The organism is gamma proteobacterium symbiont of Axiagastus rosmarus (assembly GCF_059730925.1).
Genome location: NZ_AP035925.1, coordinates 1074622 through 1096004 on the forward strand (window position 1 = coordinate 1074622; position 21383 = coordinate 1096004).

The 21383-nt window shown below is 55.3% G+C and carries 21 protein-coding genes; 5 read left to right on the top strand and 16 right to left on the bottom strand.

The features are described from left to right. Nucleotides 1-53: 53 nt before the first annotated feature. Together AC6I8F_RS04900 and trxC are read right to left on the bottom strand one after the other, a co-directional pair. Entirely contained in the window at nt 54-746 is a 693-nt protein-coding gene (locus AC6I8F_RS04900; protein WP_058758237.1) for a tRNA-uridine aminocarboxypropyltransferase, read from the bottom strand. A 76-nt stretch (nt 747-822) separates the two neighbouring features. Next, nucleotides 823-1242 (bottom strand): thioredoxin TrxC, encoded by a 420-nt coding sequence (gene trxC, locus AC6I8F_RS04905; RefSeq protein ID WP_021313847.1) that lies wholly within the window; start codon nt 1240-1242, stop codon nt 823-825. A gap of 156 nt (nt 1243-1398) precedes the next feature. Between trxC and AC6I8F_RS04910 the strand changes: the two genes are divergently transcribed. Beyond that, nucleotides 1399-2541 carry a tRNA/rRNA methyltransferase gene (locus tag AC6I8F_RS04910; RefSeq protein ID WP_021506463.1) on the top strand — a complete coding sequence of 381 codons (1143 nt, stop codon included), beginning with the start codon at nt 1399-1401 and terminating at the stop codon, nt 2539-2541. Between the two features lie 42 nt (nt 2542-2583). On the opposite strand, the gene emrB is transcribed toward AC6I8F_RS04910, so the two are convergent. From emrB to AC6I8F_RS04965, 11 genes are all read right to left on the bottom strand, one after another. Continuing rightward, a complete protein-coding gene (gene emrB / locus AC6I8F_RS04915; RefSeq protein WP_021506464.1) occupies nt 2584-4119 on the bottom strand; it encodes a multidrug efflux MFS transporter permease subunit EmrB in 1536 nt (511 codons plus the stop codon). 17 nt (nt 4120-4136) lie between these two features. Continuing rightward, complete coding sequence (gene emrA, locus AC6I8F_RS04920; protein ID WP_058770894.1) at nt 4137-5309, bottom strand: multidrug efflux MFS transporter periplasmic adaptor subunit EmrA; 1173 nt, start codon at nt 5307-5309, stop codon at nt 4137-4139. A 149-nt stretch (nt 5310-5458) separates the two neighbouring features. Next, entirely contained in the window at nt 5459-5989 is a 531-nt protein-coding gene (gene mprA / locus AC6I8F_RS04925) for a transcriptional repressor MprA (protein WP_021506466.1), read from the bottom strand. A 713-nt stretch (nt 5990-6702) separates the two neighbouring features. Continuing rightward, nucleotides 6703-7698, bottom strand: coding sequence for a glycine betaine/L-proline ABC transporter substrate-binding protein ProX (gene proX / locus AC6I8F_RS04930; RefSeq protein ID WP_058770893.1), 996 nt, complete (start codon nt 7696-7698; stop codon nt 6703-6705). Between the two features lie 63 nt (nt 7699-7761). After that, entirely contained in the window at nt 7762-8952 is a 1191-nt protein-coding gene (gene proW, locus AC6I8F_RS04935) for a glycine betaine/L-proline ABC transporter permease ProW (RefSeq protein ID WP_021506468.1), read from the bottom strand. Then, nucleotides 8949-10145, bottom strand: coding sequence for a glycine betaine/L-proline ABC transporter ATP-binding protein ProV (proV, locus tag AC6I8F_RS04940; RefSeq protein ID WP_021506469.1), 1197 nt, complete (start codon nt 10143-10145; stop codon nt 8949-8951). Before proV ends, proW begins: the two co-directional genes overlap by 4 nt. Nucleotides 10146-10752: 607 nt before the next feature. Further along, nucleotides 10753-11712 carry a class 1b ribonucleoside-diphosphate reductase subunit beta gene (gene nrdF, locus AC6I8F_RS04945; protein WP_498028581.1) on the bottom strand — a complete coding sequence of 320 codons (960 nt, stop codon included), beginning with the start codon at nt 11710-11712 and terminating at the stop codon, nt 10753-10755. An 8-nt stretch (nt 11713-11720) separates the two neighbouring features. Further along, complete coding sequence (gene nrdE / locus AC6I8F_RS04950) at nt 11721-13859, bottom strand: class 1b ribonucleoside-diphosphate reductase subunit alpha (RefSeq protein ID WP_498028582.1); 2139 nt, start codon at nt 13857-13859, stop codon at nt 11721-11723. After that, nucleotides 13838-14242, bottom strand: coding sequence for a class Ib ribonucleoside-diphosphate reductase assembly flavoprotein NrdI (gene nrdI / locus AC6I8F_RS04955; RefSeq protein WP_021506472.1), 405 nt, complete (start codon nt 14240-14242; stop codon nt 13838-13840). Before nrdI ends, nrdE begins: the two co-directional genes overlap by 22 nt. A 4-nt stretch (nt 14243-14246) precedes the next feature. Beyond that, nucleotides 14247-14489 carry a glutaredoxin-like protein NrdH gene (gene nrdH, locus AC6I8F_RS04960; protein ID WP_021506473.1) on the bottom strand — a complete coding sequence of 81 codons (243 nt, stop codon included), beginning with the start codon at nt 14487-14489 and terminating at the stop codon, nt 14247-14249. A 343-nt stretch (nt 14490-14832) separates the two neighbouring features. Continuing rightward, nucleotides 14833-15150 carry a DUF883 family protein gene (locus tag AC6I8F_RS04965; protein ID WP_021506474.1) on the bottom strand — a complete coding sequence of 106 codons (318 nt, stop codon included), beginning with the start codon at nt 15148-15150 and terminating at the stop codon, nt 14833-14835. A gap of 149 nt (nt 15151-15299) precedes the next feature. Here AC6I8F_RS04965 and AC6I8F_RS04970 point away from each other — a divergent pair, with 149 nt between their 5' ends. The 4 genes from AC6I8F_RS04970 to AC6I8F_RS04985 all read left to right on the top strand — a co-directional run bounded on the left by AC6I8F_RS04970 (nt 15300) and on the right by AC6I8F_RS04985 (nt 18631). Next, nucleotides 15300-15638: a DUF2002 family protein gene (locus tag AC6I8F_RS04970; RefSeq protein ID WP_021506475.1), complete on the top strand. Its 339-nt coding sequence runs from the start codon at nt 15300-15302 to the stop codon at nt 15636-15638. Between the two features lie 133 nt (nt 15639-15771). Then, entirely contained in the window at nt 15772-17187 is a 1416-nt protein-coding gene (gene mmuP / locus AC6I8F_RS04975; RefSeq protein WP_166719519.1) for an S-methylmethionine permease, read from the top strand. Then, entirely contained in the window at nt 17177-18109 is a 933-nt protein-coding gene (gene mmuM / locus AC6I8F_RS04980) for a homocysteine S-methyltransferase (RefSeq protein WP_498028784.1), read from the top strand. The genes mmuP and mmuM overlap by 11 nt, the downstream gene beginning before the upstream one ends. Nucleotides 18110-18208: 99 nt before the next feature. Further along, nucleotides 18209-18631: a hypothetical protein gene (locus tag AC6I8F_RS04985; RefSeq protein WP_058758247.1), complete on the top strand. Its 423-nt coding sequence runs from the start codon at nt 18209-18211 to the stop codon at nt 18629-18631. Nucleotides 18632-18969: 338 nt separating this feature from the next. On the opposite strand, the gene AC6I8F_RS04990 is transcribed toward AC6I8F_RS04985, so the two are convergent. The 3 genes from AC6I8F_RS04990 to speG all read right to left on the bottom strand — a co-directional run bounded on the left by AC6I8F_RS04990 (nt 18970) and on the right by speG (nt 21330). Then, a complete protein-coding gene (locus AC6I8F_RS04990; protein ID WP_262257350.1) occupies nt 18970-19830 on the bottom strand; it encodes an FRG domain-containing protein in 861 nt (286 codons plus the stop codon). Nucleotides 19831-19834: 4 nt separating this feature from the next. Beyond that, nucleotides 19835-20704 (bottom strand): helix-turn-helix domain-containing protein, encoded by an 870-nt coding sequence (locus AC6I8F_RS04995; protein ID WP_262257351.1) that lies wholly within the window; start codon nt 20702-20704, stop codon nt 19835-19837. Nucleotides 20705-20784: 80 nt separating this feature from the next. Beyond that, nucleotides 20785-21330 (bottom strand): spermidine N1-acetyltransferase, encoded by a 546-nt coding sequence (gene speG / locus AC6I8F_RS05000; protein WP_021506478.1) that lies wholly within the window; start codon nt 21328-21330, stop codon nt 20785-20787. Between the last annotated feature and the right edge of the window lie 53 nt (nt 21331-21383).

Here is a 21383-nt window from a genome sequence, read left to right on the forward strand (position 1 = left end):
TAAACGCTTTTACGCCGGTTGCCGATTTGTCGATGTCAGGCTGCGAGCCAGCTTCAGAAATTGTCTGTTTGTGCGTGTATCGGATGGTGGGGTTTGCCGGCCAGATAGGCCTGACGAAAGCGTTCAAAGTGCTGCTGCAACGCCTGCGCCGCCGGGACATCACCTGCCTGTTCCAGCAGCGCGGCGGCCACTTCGGCGGTGCAGTGCTGGCCCGGCGCATGAGCTTCGCGCAGCGTGTAGCGCGACGGTGTCGCCACATTCAGTGACATCACCGGAAAGCTATCCAGCCACGGGCTTTTGCGGAACATTTTGCGCGCTTCGGTCCAGGTACCGTCGAGCATAATAAATAGCGGGGGTTTGCCGCCGGTGGGTGGAGTGGTCAGCACCTGGCGATCGGCATCGGCGTAGGCACCGGGAAACACCACCATCGGCTGATAATCCGCCGTCTGCACCGCCGCCAGCAGCGCGGCGTCGGGTTCGGTGCGTGACCAGCCAAAGGCCTGGGTTTCCGGCAGAATGTCGGCAATCAGCCGGCCGGTATTACTGGGTTTCATTGGTTCAGTATCAAACATCACCAGGCAAAACCGGCTGCGCGCCTGTTGCGGCTGCAGGGTCGCGCACAGACAGTTTTTATGTGGCAGCAGGCAGCGCTGACAGCGCAGCACGCGGTTGCCTCGGGCGAGAAACGGGCGCGTGGCACGCGCTAAACGCTGCGCACGCAGGCGCAGAACGGCATTTTCAGACATAGCATCGCGGACAGGGAAAAACGCCAGTGTAATAGAAGGGCAAAAACAAGGCCAGCGCGTGGCTGGCCCAGGGGGATTAGAGTGATTCGTCGAGCCATTCGTTGAATGGCGCTTTCGGCATCGCACCGTTCAGCATGTCCACCATCTCACCGTTTTTGAACAGCATAATGGTTGGGATGCTGCGGATGCGAAAACGCGTGCTGAGCGCAGGTTCCGCCTCAGTGTTCACTTTCACGAAGCGCACTTTGCCGCGCCGCTCGTCGGCGACGTCTTTAAACACCGGCGCGAAGTTCACGCACGGGCCGCACCATGGCGCCCAGAAGTCGACCACGACCGGCAGATCGTCCTGCAGGTATTTATCCAGCGTGGCCGCCGTGGCATTCACCACTTCACCGCTAAACAGCGCATCGCCGCAGCGACCGCATTTGGCTCCGTCGGCCAGACGTTCCTCGGGAACGCGGTTAGTTGCCTGACAGGAGGCACATACAGTATTCATCGTCACCTCAAACCGGACCTGTAAATCTTAGGATTGGTGAACATTATGAAAAGGTTGAATGCTATGCTCAATCTGGATTAAGCAATAGGTTCAATAGTTGATAGCTAAGCGCCGACACATCAGGTAATCTTCGCGCTCTCAATGCTGGAGGAACAGATGAACGACGAATTTAAAGGCAAAAGCGGCAAGGTAAAAGTGATGTATGTACGTGATGAGGAGGGCGGTCAGAAGCCAAATCCCCGTACCGGCAAAGGCGGCCGTCCTGCTGCGCGCCAGGAAGAGAATCGTCGCTCTGGTCCTCGCAGCACCCGTAATAATGAAGAGAGCGGTCGTCCGCGCACCGCTCGTGGTGACGATGCCGGGCGTTCGCGTGGTCCACGTGACGATGCTGGCCGTTCGCGCGGTCCGCGTGACGATAGCGCGCGCGGTCGTCGCAGCGATCGGGACGATCGCGGCTTCAGTGATTCACCGTGGCGCACCGTGTCACGTCCGCCTGTCGCCGCTGAAGCGGATGCGGGTGACGAAGCGGCCAGCAGCAAGCCGGTTATCGACCCGGAACTGATTCGCCGTCAGCGTCAGGAAGAGACGCGCGTGTATGGCGAAAACGCCTGCCAGGCGCTGTTCCAGAGCCGTCCCGAAAGCATCGTCCGTGCCTGGTTTGTGCAAAGCGTCACGCCGCGCTTCCGCGAAACCCTGCGCTGGCTGGCGGCAAACCGCAAAGCCTATCACGTGGTGGACGACGCCGAGCTGGCGAAAGCGTCCGGGACTGAACACCACGGCGGCGTGTGCTTCATTATTAAGAAGCGCATGGGCATGCCGGTGGCGGAATGGCTGCAGCAGGCGCAGAGCAAAGACTGCGTACTGGCGCTGGAAGATGTCAGCAACCCGCACAACCTTGGTGGTATCATGCGCAGCTGCGCACACTTTGGCGTCAAAGGTTTGCTGGTCAATGATGCCTCGCTGCTGGAGTCGGGTGCCGCAGTTCGCACGGCTGAAGGTGGTGCAGAGCACGTTCAGGCGATCAGCGGTGAAAGCTTTGCTGCGGGTCTGGAAGCGTTCCGCAAAGCCGGTTACACCATCGTGACCACATCCAGCCACGCCGGTACGCCGCTGGCGCAGGCGGCGCTGCCAGCCAAAATGGTACTGGTGCTGGGTCAGGAGCGTGAAGGTCTGTCAGACAGCGCATTCCAGCAGGGCGATATCAGCCTGTCGATTGGCGGTACCGGCAATGTTGAAAGCCTCAACGTTTCGGTCGCGACCGGTATCCTGCTCGCCGAGTGGTGGCGTCAGAACGCATAAATAAAAAAACGGGCCGCTGTGGCCCGTTTTTGTTTCTGTCACTCAGTGCGCGCCACCGCCGCCACCGCCCGCGCCAAACGGCGGTCGGGCAAACCACACCAGAACCAGCAGGACCAGAAACACCCCCGCCGATGCCCAGAAGATCTCGTTAGCCGAGATAATCAGGCCCTGATTAGTAATTTGCTGGGCGATATAAGCCGACGCCTGCTGCTGCGTCATACCCATGCTTTGCAGCTGGTCATACATTTGCTGCGAATTCGGATTGAATGGATTAACCGATTCCGACAGGTAGCTGTGGTGCATCGATTCGCGGTCTGTCCACATGGTGGTGGTGATCGACGTTCCGATTGAACCCGCCAGCGTACGCACAAAGTTCGACAGGCTGGAGGCCGCCGCCATACGCTCTGGCGGCAAGCCGGACAGCGTAATGGTGGTCAGCGGCATAAAGAAGCAGGCCACCGCGAACCCCTGGATAAACTGCGGCCACGCGGAGGCACCGAAATCCATCCCCGGCTCAAACGTATACGCACGCCAGTAGAAGCACACCGCGTACATGATAAAACTAAAGGTCACCAGCCTTCGCATGTCCAGCTTATGGGCGAAGCGACCAATGATCGGCGACAGAATCACCGGAATGATCCCCACCGGCGCCGATGCCAGCCCTGCCCAGGTGGCGGTATAGCCGTATACCTCCTGTAGCAGTTGCGGCAGCAGGACGATCGAGCCGAAGTACAGCATGTAAGCCAGACTGATCGACAGACAGCCGATGGTGAAATTTCGCTTCTTAAACAGCGACAAATCGACAATCGGGTGATCGTCGGTCAGCTCCCACACCAGCAGCACGGCCAGCGACACCACCGCGACCACCGTCAGCACGATGATTTCGGTTGAGCCAAACCAGTCGAGTTCTTTACCGCGGTCAAGCATCACCTGCAGAGAACCAATCCCCACCACCAGCAGCACCAGACCGACCATATCGATCGGGCGGATCTCAGTTTTGGTTTCGCGTCCGCGCAGGGTTTGCAGCGTCAGCATCACCACCACCACGCCAATCGGCACGTTGATGAAGAAGATCCAGCCCCAGTGATAGTTATCGCTGATCCAGCCGCCGAGAATCGGACCGCAGATCGGCGCAACGATCACCGTCATCGCCCACAGCGACAGCGCCACGCTGCGCTTGGCCGGCGGGTAGTTGTTCAGCAGCAAACTTTGCGACAGCGGAATCAGCGGACCGGCCACCACGCCCTGAATCACGCGGAAGAAGATCAGCATCTCCAGGCTTTCGGACATGCCGCACGCCCATGAGGCCAGCGCGAACAGAATGGTCGACCAGGTGAACAGCTTCACTTCACCGACGCGCTTTGCCAGCCAGCCGGTGATCGGGATCGAGATGGCATTCGCCACCCCGAACGAGGTGATCACCCAGGTGCCCTGCGAGTTGGACGCCCCGAGGTTACCGGCGATGGTCGGGATCGCCACGTTAGCGATGGTGGAGTCGAGTACCTGCATGAACGTCGCCAGCGACAGGGCGATGGTCATCAGAACTAACGGCGCACCTTCAAGCGGCTTTTGTGCCATAACAGCCTCCCGCGAGGTTATTGCGCGTTGGCACGGACAATGTCAGCGATCAGCTGGTTAACCGGCGCAAGGTCGATTGCCAGCGCGTTACTTTCATACGCGGCCTGGGTGCGGACATTGCTGGCCAGCGCGGCGCCATCTTTGTTCTGGGTATCTACTTTCACCAGCGTGGACAGGCCGATACGCAGCGGATGTTGCGCCACTTGCTGCGGATCGAGTTCGATACGCACCGGCAGGCGCTGTACCACTTTGATCCAGTTACCGGTGGCGTTCTGCGCTGGCAGCAGCGAGAAGGCGCTACCGGTGCCCATATCCAGACCAACCACTTTGCCGTGATACTCCACATCATCGCCGTAGATATCACTGATGACCGTGGCGGGCTGACCGATGCGCACGCCTGCCAGCTGCGTCTCTTTAAAGTTGGCGTCAACCCACAGGTTGGTGGCCGGCACCACCGCCAGCAGCGGTGTGCTGGTGGAGATCTGTGAACCGACCTGCACGCTACGACGCGAGACATAACCGTCCATCGGACTGCGGATGTCGGTGCGCTGCAGCGCCAGCCAGGCATCGCGCAGCTCAGCGGCGCTCTGTTTCACCGCCGGCTGGTTTTCGAGGTCGGTATTCAGGATCATCGCCTGGTTCGCGTTGTACTGCTGAATCGCCACGTCCAGCTGAGCTTTCGCCGTGGCCACGGCATCACGCGCGTGCTGCAGCTCTTCGCGACCAATCAGATTGGCGGCACCGAGCGGCTCGCGACGTTTCAGGTCGGATTCGGCCTGATCCAGCGCGGTCTGTTGCAGCTTGATGGTGGCCTGATACTGTTTGCCATTGATCATCAGCTGGTGCGTCTGGCGCACGCTGGTGGCCAGCGCGGTCTGCGCTTTCTCGAATGCCTGCTGCGCATCGGTTTTATCCAGCGACACCAGAATGTCGCCTTTTTTTACCCGATCCGTATCCTCGAACCACACTTTATTCACGCTGCCGGAAACCTGGGCCATCACCTGCACCTGGTTGCCTGCCACGTAGGCGTCATCGGTTTCCTGGAAGTGGCGCAGCACCAGATACCAGTAAGCCAGATAACCCACACCAATCACGATAAACACGATAGCCAGCAGGATCAGCGCACCTTTGCGCTTCTTCTTTTTGTTCGCGGGCTGTTGCGGGCTTTGAGCTTCCGCTGTCGCACTCATGTCGTTCTCCACGTTTGCCATTTAGTCGGGATGTGTTGATCCATCAACACGGTCGCCCGAGTCGAAAAAGCCAGCGTTTGCAACGCTGGCCGGATAAAAGGGGATTAAAATAGCGATTTCGGTGGGTGATTGTGTCGCAGTTCTTGCTATTAACGCGACAGGGAAGCGATAACCTGATCTTCGTCCATTTTATCGAGACGGTTAAGCAACTTACGCGTGATGGCTTCCAGCTGCTCCTGCTCGGTATCGGTCAGCGAGGACCACAGATACTGCAGGCTCTGATGCTGTGGTGGCAGCAGCTGACGTAAGAATTCGTTACCTTTTTCCGTCAGGTGCAGGTGCAGGCAACGGCGATCGTTATCGCTCTCACGACGCTCGATCCAGCCGCGCTTTTCCAGTTCATCAGCGATACGCGTCGCGTTGGTGCGGGAAGAACCCAGCGCCGAGCTCAGCTCAGAAGGCTGAATGCTCTGGTTTTCCTGCGCGTCCAGCGTAATCAGCGCCATGAATAAAGTTTCGTTAATTCCCTGCGCCTTCAACATTTTGTTGCGATTATCCAGCAGCTTACCCTGCATGTGCATGCACAGACGGGTCAGGATGATCTCCTGCAGCGGAAAATCTTTGTGGCGATTAGCACGGATGTTTAGCATCTGCTCAATGGGAGTAAACGAGCTTTCCATTAAAAACCTCTTAGTTGCAACAAATATAATAATGAGGGTGACAGATTAAGCGTAGTCATATTTTCCGCCTGTGATTGTTTGCACCGTCACACTGTCAGCACCTGGCGTTCCAGGTCGGTCCATAACCCTGGGCTCTGCGCCCTGACCAGCCGCTTTGCAGACAAAGCCGCCATCGTCATCAATTCGCTAAGCGAAACCTTCAGTGGATTGAATAATTTCGCGAGTAAAAATAACTTAGGTGAATAACTGTGTGGCTAACCATAACAAAGCCAATCATTAATGAACAGTATCGCTCACCACTTTGCATTGATCTTTACGTTTTCTAAACACTTTTCCCGGCTGGCTTTGCCGGAGTAAATCAATGGGTTAATCGACAAGGCACCGGTTAGTCCGGGTAACGCGCCAGCATCAGCGGCGTGATGAATTCCGTTCGTCGTCTGCGGTATAACCGGCACGTGGCAGGGTGAATGCCAGCGATAACGCAGACTCATCCTGGCGCGGCCGACCCGATGCGGGCGGTGGAAAGGATACATAGCTGGTGGGAAAAGCGGGTAAATAATCATATGTGGGTAATAGTAACCCAAAAAATTATTTCAATGTTGTGTTAATTAACAGGACGTACCAGTGCGCTATAGCGCACGCTTCGCTTACTGACAGGGCGGGAGGGCGGAAAATGGCGGCACCACGTGGCTGAGACGAGGTGCCGCGTGGGCTTATTTCGCCGCCGCCATGGCGTCGCTAACCCATTTATCAAATTCCGCCTGATGAGCTTTGATCCAGCCGTCAACGTGGCCGTTGATGTCCGCTTCTGAGGCGTGACCGGCATGCATCGCGGCGTTCTCGGCATTGATGTCGCCAATCGGCAGCTTCATTTCAGCAAACAGTTTTGCCGCCGCCGGATTTTTCTCCGCCCAGGCTTTGTTGGCCACGATATGCATGGTGTTCACCGGGAAGCCATAGTTGGCGCCGTTGGCCAGTCTGGTATCCACTTTACTCTGCGCGCCTGGCAGTGAGGAGAACGGCACCTGCAGCCACACCACATCTTTACCCGGCTTCAGCACGTCGCTGACCCAGTATGGCGTCCAGGTGTAATAGAGAATCGGTTTACCCTGTTTGAAGCGCGTAATGGTGTCGGCAATCATCGCCGAGTAGTTACCCTGGTTGTGTACCACGGTATCGCTCAGTTTGTAGGCCTCGATCTGATGGTTAATCACCGCTTCACAGCCCCAGCCTGGCGTACAGCCGGTCAGGTCTGCTTTGCCATCGCCATTGGTATCAAACAGTTTGGCCAGCTTTGGATCTTTCAGCTGCTCAATGTTGGTGATGTGATACTGATCGGCGGTTTTCTTGTCGATCAGGTAACCCTGCGCGGCACCGCTGACGTAGGTGCCCTGGCGATAAAATTTATTATCACCGCCGGCGGCTTTGTACATGTCGTCATGCAGCGGTTGCCAGTTGGTAGCGATAAACGTGGCATCACCGCCGGCAATGGTGGTGTAAGCCACGTTGTAATCCACTTCACTCGGCTTCTCAACGGTGTAGCCCAGCTTCTCCAGCGCGCGGCTCACCAACAGCGTCTGGAAGGTCTCTTCGGAAATGGTACTCTGAGCCGGTTTAACGGTAATGCCTTTGCCCGGAAGGTCGGCGGCGGACACGTGCGTCGCGGCAACCGTGGTCAGGACGGCGGCGAATAGAGCTGTCTTGCGCATAGTCATTCCTTATTTTACGTGTGACGTCGGAGACGGGCGACCGCAGCGGGCCGCCCAAAGAAATCAGGCTTTTTTACTGAATGGACGCAGCAACAAACCCAGCGGCCCGCTGCTGTACCAGTGGCGGCTGCCACGGCTGCGGCTGTCGCGACCTACCGACTGCGTCAGGCGGTCGAGAATGATGGCGAGGATCACGATACCGACGCCGCCCACGCTGGCGAGCCCCATATCGAGACGGCCAATACCGCGCAGCACCATCTGGCCCAGACCGCCAACGGCAATCATCGAGGCGATGACCACCATCGACAGCGCCAGCATCAGCGTCTGATTGACGCCAGCCATAATGGTCGGCATCGCCAGCGGCAGCTGGACCTTGAACAGCATCTGGCGCGGGCTGGCACCGAAAGATTCACTGGCTTCGATCAGGTCAGCCGGCACCTGCTTAATACCGAGTATGGTGAGACGCACCACCGGCGGCAGGGCAAAGATAATCGTCACCACCACGCCCGGCACGTTGCCGATACCAAACAGCATGACGATGGGCACCAGATAGACGAACGCCGGCGTGGTTTGCATCGCATCCAGCAGGGGCCGCACGATGCGCGCCGCGCGCTCACTGCGCGCCAGCCAGATGCCAAGCGGCAGGCCAATCAGTACGCAGAACAGCAGGGCGGTGAGCACCAGCGCCAGCGTCACCATCGCCTGGGACCAGGCACCGATCATGCCAATCAGCACCAGCGATATCAGCGTGGCGAGGCCCATCGCCGGGCTGGCAATCTGCCAGGCAATCAGCGCAAACACCACGATCGCCACTGGCGCAGGCAGACCCATCAGCAGTTGCTGGAAGGCGCTGAGGATATAATCCACCGGCACGCGAATGCCCTGAAACAGCGGGCGGAAGTGGGTAACTACCCAGTCGATGCCTTCGGTGACCCAGCGATCCAGCGGAATCAGCGTGGTGTGGAACGGATCCAGCAGGCTGAAGTGCTCCGGTGCCGCGGCCGGTGCGCTGCTCAGCCAGTCGCTGCTGCTGGCGGCGCTGCTGACGGCATCGTGTCCACCACTGCTGGCAGCATCCGATGTACTGCCGGCGGCGTTGCCCCAGGCATCGGCGGCGCTGGCGCTGCTGTCAGCCGGTGTGCTGCTGCCTGTCGCGGACCACGGATCGCTGCTGGCTGCGGCGGCGTTGCTGGTGGCGGGTGGTGCGCTGGTCTGGCTGGCGCTTTCCCATGGATTGGCGTTTTGTGCACTCATGGCTGGGCTCCTTCACGATCTAAAGCGCGTAACAGCGTGCTTTTGGAAATGATACCGACGTACTGCTGATCTTCGCCGATCACCGGCACCGCACAGGGCGCCTGCGCGACATGAGAGAGCAAATCGTTAAGCGAGGTATCGGCAGGAACCGCCAGCGGTGCGTCGAGCAGCGCGTTATCCAGCCCTTCACCGGCGGCGAGTGCCGCTTTCAGCGAGTCAGTGGAGACGACGCCGATGAATTTCTGTTTCTCCAGCACGTAGCCATATTCGCGGTCTTCATCCTGCAGCAGTTTGATCGCCGAACGCGGACCGAAACCGGCGGCCTTACGAATCAGCGCGCCGGCGCTGCGGCGGGCGATATCTTTGGCGCTGAAGACGTGACTGATATCCACGCCGCGGAAGAAGGTGCGCACATAATCGTTGGCCGGATTATTGAGGATTTCATCCGGCGTGCCGACCTGCACCACTTCGCCGCCCTGCATGATGGCGATGCGGTCGCCAATACGCATCGCTTCATCCAGATCGTGGGAAATAAACACGATGGTGCGCTGATGTTTCGCCTGCAGTTTTACCAGTTCATCCTGCATTTCCGTGCGAATTAATGGATCAAGTGCGGAAAAGGCTTCGTCCATTAGCAATATATCCGGATTAATCGCCAGTGCGCGGGCTAATCCAACACGCTGACGCATTCCGCCGGAGAGTTCATCAGGCCAGGCGTGAGCATAATTTTCCAGTCCAACCTGACGCAGCGCGTCGAGCGCTTTTTCCTGCCGCTCCTGCAGCGCCACGCCAGCTAATTCCATGCCGAACGCGGTATTATTTAGTACCGTCATGTGCGGCATCAGTGCGAATGACTGGAATACCATGCTGATTTTATTTCTGCGCACATCACGCAATTCTGCGTCGGATATTTTGGCAATATCGACGCCATCAATAATCACCTGGCCGCGTGTCGGCTCGATCAGACGATTGAGAAGGCGAACCATAGTGGACTTGCCGGAGCCGGACAGCCCCATAATGACAAAGATCTCGCCTTCTTCAATGGCCAGACTGGCATTTTTGACGCCGAGTGAGAGGCCGGTTTTCGCCAGAATACTCTCTTTACTCTCGCCTTTTTCAATCAGCTTAAATGCCTTTTCGGGATGATCGCCAAATACCTTATATAAATTCTTTACTTCGAGTTTAATTGCCATGCAGTAATGAAATTCCTGGTTAAATGTCTGACTATTTCTTGTTGTACCCTGCGTAAATTTAAGCGCCTATACCGTAGCATAGTGAGATTATCTGACAACCCTTGACGGAAATATCTGGCGTGACACGTATGGTGCGACAGTGGCTAATTCCAGTGCCTGCAAGGGATGAGACGGGATAAATTTTTTCTGAATTTTTTGTGAAATTAAACCGGTTTCGGCCAGAATTATTGCCGGAAGGCGGATAAATCACGCTTAGTCAGGCGAAATATTCCGGCGATGAATGGCGCTAAATAGGTAAAATAATCACGCGCGGAATTAACCTTATTTCAGGGGAACGGCGGGAATGCAGGAGAGGAAAATGAATGAGCAGAACATGGTGGGATCGGCATGAAATTAACCTGGTCGGCATAAATGCCGACCCTGTGGATGTATCATCAACCTAACCGCTGGGGCGGGTTCCGGTCGGCATAAATGCCGACCCTACAGATGCATCAACCTAACCGCTGGGGGCATTTCAGGCGACATCATTAACCCAACCGTAGGGTGCGCATTGATGCGCACCGCTTACAGTGCAAATGCGCAACCCTTTACCGCGCACCGCACGCGACTAAAAATTCCAGTCCTCGTCCTCGGTTTCAACCGCTTTGCCCATCACATACGATGAACCGGAACCCGAAAAGAAATCGTGGTTTTCATCGGCGTTGGGCGACAGCGCCGACAGAATCGCCGGATTCACCGCCGTCAGCTCCGCCGGGAACAGCGCTTCGTAACCCAGGTTCATCAGCGCCTTGTTGGCATTGTAATGCAGGAAGGTTTTCACCTCTTCGGCCCAGCCCACGTCGGCATACAGCGCTTCGGTGTACACCACCTCGTTTTCATACAGCGCCAGCAGTAAATTGATGGCGAACTGCTGCAGCTCAGCGCGGCGCGCGTCGTCAACGGTTTCCAGCGCTTTCTGGTACTTATAGCCGATGTAATAACCGTGCACCGCTTCATCACGGATAATCAGTCGAATCAGATCGGCGGTGTTGGTCAGCTTGCCGCGGCTTGACCAGTACATCGGCAGCCAGAAGCCGGAGTAAAACAGGAACGACTCCAGAAAGACGCTGGCGATTTTCTTCTTCAGCGGATCGCTGGCGCGGTAGTGATCCAGCACGATTTTCGCCTTATTCTGCAGGGCGGCATTCTCCTCGCTCCAGCGGTAAGCGGCATCCACGTCGGCGGTGTTACACAGCGTGGAGAAGATCGAACTGTAAGAGCGCGCATGTACCGCTTCCATAAAGCTGATGTTCGACAGCACCGCCTCTTCGTGCGGCGTCAGCGCATCTTCCATCAGTCCCGGTGCGCCAATGACGTTCTGAATGGTGTCGAGCAGCGTCAGACCGGTAAATACCCGAATCGTCAGCTGCTGCTGCTGCGGGTCGAGCGACTGCCATGCCGGCAGATCGTTGGACAGCGGCACCTTCTCCGGCAGCCAGAAGTTGCTGGTAAGACGGTTCCACACTTCGAGATCTTTCTCGTCCTGGATGCGGTTCCAGTTAATCGCCTGAATCTGTTTAAGTTGCATAGTCATCATCACAGTGCACAGGAAACGCAGCCCTGTACCTCCGTGCCTTGTAGCGCCATCTGACGCAGTCGAATGTAATAGAGGGTTTTGATGCCTTTCTTCCAGGCGTAGATCTGCGCTTTGTTGATATCGCGCGTCGTGACGTCATCGCGGAAAAATAGCGTCAGCGACAGGCCCTGATCGACGTGCCGGGTGGCTTCGGCGTAGGTATCGATAATCGCTTCGGGACCAATCTGGTAAGCATCCTGATACAGCGCAAGGTTGTCATTGGTCATAAACGGAGCCGGGTAATACACGCGGCCGGTTTTGCCCTCTTTACGGATCTCAATGCGCGACACAATCGGGTGGATGCTCGACGTGGCGTGGTTGATATAAGAGATGGAGCCGGTCGGCGGGATCGCCTGCAGGTTCTGGTTATACAAACCGTGCTGCATTACCGACGCACGCAGTGCCTGCCAGTCCGCCTGGTCGGGCAGGGCGATGCCGGCATCGGCAAAAATCTGCGCCACCCGGGCAGTGCGCGGCTGCCAGCTGTGTTGGGTATATTTGTCGAAATAGGCACCGCTGGCGTACTGCGACTGCGCAAAGCCGTCAAAACTCGTGCCGCGCTCCTGCGCCAGCAGGTTGGAGGTACGCAGGGCGTGATACGTCACGCAGTAGAAATAGAGGTTGGTGAAATCCAGCGCCTCTGGCGAACCGTAAGCCATACCCTCACGCGCCAGATAGCCGTGCAGGTTCATCTGCCCGAGACCGATAGCGTGCGAACGGCGATTGCCTTCCGCCACCGACGGCACGGAGGTGATGTCACTCATCTCGGAAACCGCCGTCAGCGCACGCACCGCCACTTCCACGGTTTGCGCCAGATTACGCGAGTCCATGGCGTGGGCGATATTCAGGGAGCCGAGGTTACAGGAGATATCTTTACCGACGCGACGATAGCTCAGGTCGTCGTGATACTCGCTGGCGCTGTTAACCTGCAGGATCTCCGAACACAGGTTACTCATGTTGATGCGACCGGCAATCGGGTTGCTGCGGTTCACGCTGTCCTCATACATGATGTAGGGATAGCCGGACTCAAACTGAATTTCCGCCAGCGTCTGGAAGAAGTCGCGCGGCTTGATGAAGGTTTTACGGATGCGATCGTCGGCCAGCATCGCCTCGTAGTGCTCGCTGATACTGATATCAGCAAACGCCTTGCCGTAAATACGCTCAACGTCGTAAGGCGAGAACAGCGCCATATCGCGGTTCTCTTTGGCCAGCTGGAAGGTGATATCCGGAATCACCACGCCGAGCGACAGCGTTTTGATGCGGATCTTCTCGTCAGCGTTTTCACGTTTGGTATCGAGGAAGCGCAGGATATCCGGATGGTGCGCATTCAGCCACACCGCGCCCGCGCCCTGACGCGCACCAAGCTGATTGGCGTAGGAGAATGCATCTTCCAGCATCTTCATCACCGGAATTACGCCGGACGACTGATTTTCAATGCGCTTGATCGGCGCGCCGGATTCACGCAGGTTGGAGAGCAGAAACGCCACGCCGCCACCGCGCTTCGACAGCTGCAACGCCGAATTCACCGCGCGGCCAATCGACTCCATATTGTCTTCAATGCGCAGCAGGAAGCAGGAGACCAGCTCGCCGCGCTGCTGTTTACCGCAGTTTAGGAACGTGGGCGTAGCCGGCTGGAAGCGACCGCTCAGCATCTCGGCCAGCAGTTCCCGCGCCAGCGTTTCATTACCGCGCGCCAGCGTCAGCGCCACCATACAGGCGCGCTGCTCAAAGGTTTCCAGATAGCGTTTGCCGTCGAAGGTTTTCAGCGTGTAGCTGGTATAAAATTTCCACGCACCGAGGAAGGTGTGAAAACGGAAGCCCCAGGCGTCAGCCTCTTCGTGCAGCTGGCACAGGAAGGCGAAATCGTACTGGTTCAGCACCCCGGCTTCATAATAGCCTTCGGCCACCAGATAGCGCAGACGCTCGCCGTGCGAGTCGAATGGCACGCTGTTGGGCTGGACGTGCTGCAGGAAAAACTGGCGTGTGGCTTCATGATCTTTGCTGAACTGGATGCGGCCTTCGGCGTCATACAGGTTCAGCATCGCGTTGAGCGCGTGGTAGTCCAGCTGTGTGCTGTTCAGGGTGTCTGTCGTTGCCAAAATTGGGTCACTCCCGCTTTAACATGGGCAATATCGTCGGCGGTTCCCATCAGTTCAAAGCGGTAGAGATAGGGAACCTGACATTTCTGCGCAATGATGTCGCCCGCCAGGCAGAAGCCCGCGCCAAAGTTGCGATTGCCCGCAGCAATCACACCGCGAATACCGCGCCGGTTGGCGTCATCATTAAGGAACTGAATCACCTGTTTCGGCACTGCCCCACGCGCACTGCCGCCGCCGTAGCTCGGCACCACTAAAATGTAGGGCTGGTCGATGTGCAGGCGCTGCGTGGCGTCGAGCGGAATACGCCGCGCAGGCAGGCCGAGACGGGTGATAAACCGGTGCGTGTTTTCCGACTGGCTGGAAAAATAGACCAGTGGAAACATCGCTTTATCCCCCGACGGCAGCGAGCTGGCGCAGGCCGGCGATTTTGTCGGGACGGAAGCCGCTCCAGTGGTCGTTGTGCGTCATCACCACGGGCACCTGGCGATAGCCAAGCGATTTGAGCTGATCGATGGCTTCCGGCTGGCTATCGAGGTTAATCAGCTGATAGTCGATGCCACTGCGATCCATGGCATTTTTGGTCGCGTCACACTGGACACACTGGCTCTTGGTGTAAATAATAATGCGCATGATTCGTATTTCCCTCTGGTTGTGGTCAGGTTGCGAGATACGAAGCAAAAACCCTTTTGCTGCGAACGTCGTCCCTGCTGACATCTGGTAGCGAGTTGATGTGTTGAATACTAGATGTAGTGGTATTGGTGGTCAAGCCCACCAGATATAGGGTTTTGTGATTTAAGTAGTCAGATTAGGGCGAATGCCAGCGATGATGCGCCCTGGCGCAGGGAAAAAATTTTTGTAAAGGGTTTTGCGGCAATTTTAACCAGCTGACAGCCGCCGCATCGGCGCGCTAATGCGGAGTGACGCGCAAAAAAAAAGCCCCGCATGCGCGAGGCTCCTGATGATTTTTAGCGATTTAGCGGCGTGACATCAGCAGTGCGCCCAGCACCAGACCGACGGCGGCACCGACACCCACGCCGTACCACGGTTTGTCATGCACGTAAGCATCCACCTGATAACCCGCATCGCGCGCGGCCTGAGTCACGCGGTTGCCACTGCCGTTGAGTTTAGCGCGCGTCTGTTTCAGCAGGGCCTGCGCCTGGCTGCGTGCGCTATCCACTTCATCTTTGGCTTCGCTGCCGTAAGATTTCAGTAAGGCTTCAAGCGAATCGGCCAGTTCGTTTACATCCTGATTGATATCAATGTCATCGTTTTTGCTGGTTCGATTAAACATTTTTCGCTCCCTTTGACTTAAAACGTAATACTAAGTGTAGACGAAACGTGACTAAACGCAGCCGTGTGCCAGGCTTTAGGGAAATTCCGAATGTCCTGTGCTGTCGTGCTGATGTAAGGTTGCGGGGCTGTGAGAAGAGAGGAGCAAGCATGTATTTACGTCCGGATGAGGTAGCGCGCGTACTGGAAAAAGCAGGATTCGAAATGGACGTCCTGACACCCAAAACTTATGGTTATCGCCGTGGCGAAAACTATGTCTATGTGAATCGCGAAGCCCGCATGGGGCGCACAGCGTTGATCATTCATCCCACCCTGAAAGAAAAAAGTCAGCACTTCGCTGAACCCGCATCAGAGATGAAAACCTGCGACCACTACACGCAGTTCCCTCTCTACCTGATGGGGGATTCGCAGGAGCATTACGGTATTCCCCACGGTTTTAGCTCGCGCATGGCGCTTGAGCGTTATCTGCAGGGCGTCTTCGGCGCCTGACTGGTGTGCCCCGTCGCGGCGGGGCCGCACACGCTTTCCCAATCCTTACCCTTTCCCACGTTGCAAATTGCCGCGCGGATGCGTATAACTCTGTGTCCATATAGAAGTTTAGACGTCCATATGGATATAAAGAATGCAAACTGAACCGACGCCTTCGCAGGCAAACTTCAAGCGCAGCATGAAGGTGCGGCATCTGGTGATGCTGTCGCTCGGCGGCGTGATTGGCACCGGGCTGTTTTTCAACACCGGCTACATCATCTCCACCACCGGCGCAGCGGGCACGCTGCTGGCCTATCTGATTGGTGCGCTGGTGGTATGGCTGGTGATGGTGTGTCTTGGCGAGCTGGCGGTGGCGATGCCGGAAACCGGCGCATTTCACGTCTACGCCGCGCGCTACCTCAGTCCGGCGACCGGTTACACCGTGGCCTGGCTCTACTGGCTCACCTGGACGGTGGCGCTCGGCTCCAGCCTCACCGCCGCCGGTTTCTGCATGCAGTACTGGTTTCCGACGGTGCCGGTGTGGCTGTGGTGCCTGGTGTTCTGTGTCGCCATCTATCTGCTGAATAGTGTCTCGACGCGCTTCTTTGCCGAAGGAGAGTTCTGGTTCTCCATCATTAAAGTGATCACCATCATTGCCTTTATCGTGCTGGGCGCGGCGGCGATGCTGGGGTTCATCCCGATGAAGGACGGCAGCGCGGCACCGGGATTACATAACCTGACCGCTTCCGGCTGGCTGCCGCACGGTACGCTGCCGATTCTGATGACCATGGTGGCGGTGAATTTTGCCTTCTCCGGGACCGAGCTGATCGGCATTGCGGCGGGTGAAACCGAGCAGCCGCAGAAAGCGCTGCCGCTGGCGATTCGCACCACCGTGGCGCGCCTGATCATCTTCTTTATCGGCACGGTGTTTGTGCTGGCCGCGCTGATCCCGATGGATCAGGCGGGCATCGTTAAAAGTCCGTTCGTACTGGTGTTCGAAAAGATCGGCATCCCGTACGCGGCGGATATTTTCAACTTCGTGATCCTCACCGCGATCCTGTCAGCGGCGAACTCCGGACTGTACGCCTCAGGACGGATGCTGTGGTCGCTGGCCAATGAAAACACGCTGCCGCGCTGCTTTGCCCGGGTGAACCGGCGCGGCATTCCGCAGCTGGCCATCACTGTGAGTATGCTCGGCGGCCTGCTGGCGCTATTTTCCAGCGTGATCGCGCCGGATACGGTGTTTGTGGCGCTGTCAGCGATTTCCGGCTTTGCTGTGGTAGCGGTGTGGCTGAGCATTTGCGCCTCACACTACATGTTCCGTCGTCGCTATCTGCAGGCGGGCAATACGCCGCAGCAGCTGGCGTACCGCGCGCCGTTCTATCCGCTGGTGCCGATCCTCGGATTTACCCTGTGTCTGCTGGCGTGCATCGGGCTGGCCTTTGACCCGTCACAGCGCATCGCACTATGGTGCGGCATTCCTTTTGTACTGTTCTGCTACGCTGCTTATTATCTGACGCAAAAACGCCAACACGCTTTCAACGCTAAGGAGACCGATGATGTCGCGTAACCCCATCGCTGCGGCCCTGACCCACACTGATACCCTGATTCTGGATGGCGCGCTGGCGACAGAGCTGGAGGCGCGCGGCTGTAATCTGGCCGATACGCTGTGGTCAGCCAAAGTGCTGATGGAAAATCCCGAGCTGATTTATCAGGTGCACTATGACTATTTCGCCGCCGGCGCTAATGTGGCGATCACCGCCAGCTATCAGGCGACGCCGCTGGGCTTCGCCGCCCGCGGACTGGATAGCGGCCAGGCCAGCGCGCTGATCCGCCAGAGCGTGGCGCTGGCCCAGCGCGCGCGCGACGATTATCGTGCTGCTTCTGGCAGCGAGGCACCGCTGCTGGTGGCCGGATCGGTCGGTCCTTACGGCGCTTATCTGGCCGACGGCGCCGAGTATCGTGGCGACTACGCCTTGCCGGCTGCCGAAATGAAAGATTTCCACCGTCCGCGCGTGGCGGCGCTGCTGGAGGCGGGCGTGGATTTGCTGGCGTGTGAAACGCTGCCGTCGTTTGGTGAAATTCAGGCGCTGATTAGCCTGCTGGCGGAGTTCCCGCACAGCAGCGCGTGGTTCTCCTTCACGCTGCGCGATGCGCAACACCTGAGTGACGGCACGCCGCTGAGCAAGGTGGCGGAAGTCATCAATGCCGCGCCGCAGGTGGTCGCTGTCGGCCTCAACTGCGTGGCGCTGGAGAGCGTGACGCCGGCGCTGCAAACGCTACAGGCGCTGACGGACAAGCCGCTGCTGGTCTATCCTAACTCCGGCGAGCAGTATGATGCGGTCAGCAAAAGCTGGCACTCGGCGCCGTCTGGCTGCACGCTGCACGATAAATTCCCCGAATGGCAACAGGCGGGCGCACGGCTGATAGGCGGCTGCTGTCGCACCACGCCACAGGATATCGCGGCGATTGCCGCCTGTTGTCAACCGTAATAAAGCGCAGAAAAGCGCCACTGATAGCGCGATTGAGGCGGGTGAAAAGGCAGAGAGGGCAGTTTAGACTGTCCTTTCTGATTCTGAAGCGGACCTGCTATGAACCTGCGACATCTTCTTCCCGCCTGTGCGCTGCTGCTGAGCGGCTGTGCCACCATTGTCGGCACCGAAACGCAACCGGTAAAAATTGACTCTGTGCCGCAGGGCGCGCGTTTCACCGTGCAGGATGAAACCGGCCGCGCGGTGGCGCAGGGCTATACGCCGCAGACGGTGGATCTGGCGAAATCCAATGGCACCTATTTCGGTAAGAAACATTATCAGGTGATGCTGGAGAGTCCGGGCTACGTGCCGCTGACGCTGCCCATCGAAGCCAGCGCCAACCTGTGGTACGTGCTGGGCAATATTCCGCTGCTCGGTTTCCCCGGCTGGCTGGTGGTCGATCCGTTTTATGGCGGCATGTATGACCTGAAGCCAGCGCACCCGCAGCCGCATCTCAACGTGGTCGGCGCACGCGGCGGATAACGCGCTGTCATGATACCTGGTCGCCATGAATGGCGACCCTACAGGCAGATGGGCCTTCGCATTCATATTGCCGAGACAACGCCAGGTCGCCATGAATGGCGACCCTACAGACCTGAACTACACTCACGTGGTGCGTTTCACCGTTTTCGTAGGGTGCGCCTTCAGGCGCACCGTTTCATGACGGGCACTGACTTATTGCGCGGTAGGTTTCACCATCGAATTACCGGATTTATGCTGCGCCAGGTACTGCTGAATAATATAAAAATTCAAAGCCAACTATAAACTGACTTTTAACACCCGAATAACTTTCATACTGAGCCAATTTCTTAATTGATATATTAATTATGCTTCTTGAACTCACTGGTGAATTTTTGAGCTATATATTTAGCTGAGCTATCAGTTTGAGGGAAGACAGTGCTTTCGTTAATGTTAAGAAGGTCTAGTTCTTTTAATATTGAGTGTTTGTTTTTAATAGTGATCCTCTGAATGTGAATTTCATTAATTCCCTCTTCATCAAAAGATACTTGGTGGCCAAAAAGGAAAAATGCACCAGATTGGGATGTTATTCTTGTATTGTTTTTTATTCCTTTTATGCAAACAATCCCATTAATTGTACTGGGAGAGATCCTATTTTCAAAGTGAGCTTTTTCTTCTCTCACTAATCCAACTAACTTTTTGATAACTAACTGATCATTGAAGTTTTCAGTGTTTTTATTAAAGCTTATACTTCTTTTGTCTCTGATTGACAGTTTTGCAAGATTTGATAAACAACTAGCAGAATCGGAGTCATAATATTTTATTATTTCTTTTTTAACTTTAAAGATTATAACTTCTCCGTTATTATCTAGCTCAGTTTGATTTGTGTTTTTACATGAAAAGTAAAGGGCGATGAGAGGATTTGATGTGATATCAAGTAATCTTGTTGGAAGTGAAAAATGTTGCATCTTAATAAGCTTTTCAATCGTATGTTTAGAAGATGCAAATTCTTCAGGGTGGGAAATTATCATTTCTCTAAATAATATATCTTCTGTGGTTTCCCATTTATATTGACCATTTTCATTTTTTCTAAAGACCGAGGGCTCAAGTTTGTAATGCTTGTTAGCGTGACCTCTGAAAAAATAATCGTATTGTTCGTCATTTTCGTTATCCAGTATTATTCCTATAAAACCACGCAGTGTAGTTATCTCTTTATTTTTCATTTTATTATTTTTCCTGATCATTTAGTTGATTGTTATGATACAAAAACAAGGGGATCTCAATCATTTCTAGTTTCTCAAAATTAAAGTAGAGTTTATCACCCAAATAATTCTCGATTCTTATGAACGTCTGTTCATCTTCAAATTGTTCAACCAAGTCAAGAATGCAGTTTTCATTTATTATAATCTTGGTTTTCTTGCCATCAGTGTGATGAATTATGCTTTCATATATTAACTCTTTGTAATTATCGCTATTAAGGTTATATTCATTTATTATTGCCGAAATGACTTCTCGAGCTTTTTCAGAAGTATTGTCCAAAAACGAATCTGGATCATAATCGTTTAGATCAAAATGTTCATGTAGTAAGTTATATATTTCACCGCAACCAAGACCCTGATAATCATCCCAGTCTATTTCCCAATCGTCAGTACCATCAGAAGCATCGTCCAATGTACGTAGTAGTTTTATCGATTTTTTGCGGATTAATAGTAGCCGATTATTTAACGTCTCTAAAGATAACGATAGTGAATCACTGACGAGGGCATCTTCAATCTTTACTTTTTCGTAAGCTGAGATAGGATACCACTTTGTGTAGTTTGATTGGTTTAATATTATTCCTGCATGTCCCCAGAAACCATCCATTACGCCTTGTGTTATCCAATAATGAGCAGATGTAGTAACTATCCTTCCTGTATTGTTTTTTAGATGAAATACACTTGTTCCAAAAATCAAGGCCATATCCCGATAATATTTAAGCTCGGGTTCGGATTTATTATTTATCCAAGCGTTTACTTCTTTTTCATCAACACCAATCATTCTTGATAAGTCATTGACTGTGTAGTTAAAAGCCTGGCATAACTCCTTGAGTATTTCCATGTGTTTATTCCATAAATAATCTGAATACATTTTCAAAATTATCGGCAGGTTCAAATCTTAGCCTGCGACTTATATTAAACCTATTGCGCGGTAGGTTTCACCATCGCATTACCGGATTTATGCTGCGCCAGGTACTGCTGCTGGAAAATGCACATGCGGATAGTGTTGCGGTACTCGCCGTTGATGAAAAACTCGTGCTTCAGCACGCCTTCCACCTCGAAACCGAGCTTGGTGTAGATATGAATCGCCTTCTCGTTCTCCTGATCGACAATCAGATACAGCTTGTAGAGATTGAGCACCGAAAAGCCGTAATCCATCGCCAGCTTTGCCGCTCTGCTGGCTAAGCCCTTGCCCTGATGCGCCGGGTCGATGATGATCTGAAACTCCGCCCGGCGATGCACGTGGTTGATCTCCACCAGCTCGACCAGCCCGGCTTTTTGCCCGTCGTGTTCCACCACAAAGCGCCGCTCGGTCTGATCGTGGATGTGCTTGTCATACAGGTCAGAAAGCTCCACAAACGCTTCGTACGGCTCTTCAAACCAGTAGCGCATCACGCTGGCATTGTTATCCAGCTGATGGACAAAGTGCAGATCTTCCCGCTCCAGCGGACGTAATTTTACCGTCATACGGTGTTCCTTTAGATGACTGAATGGCTGTTGGGCAGCGGCGCAATCTACCT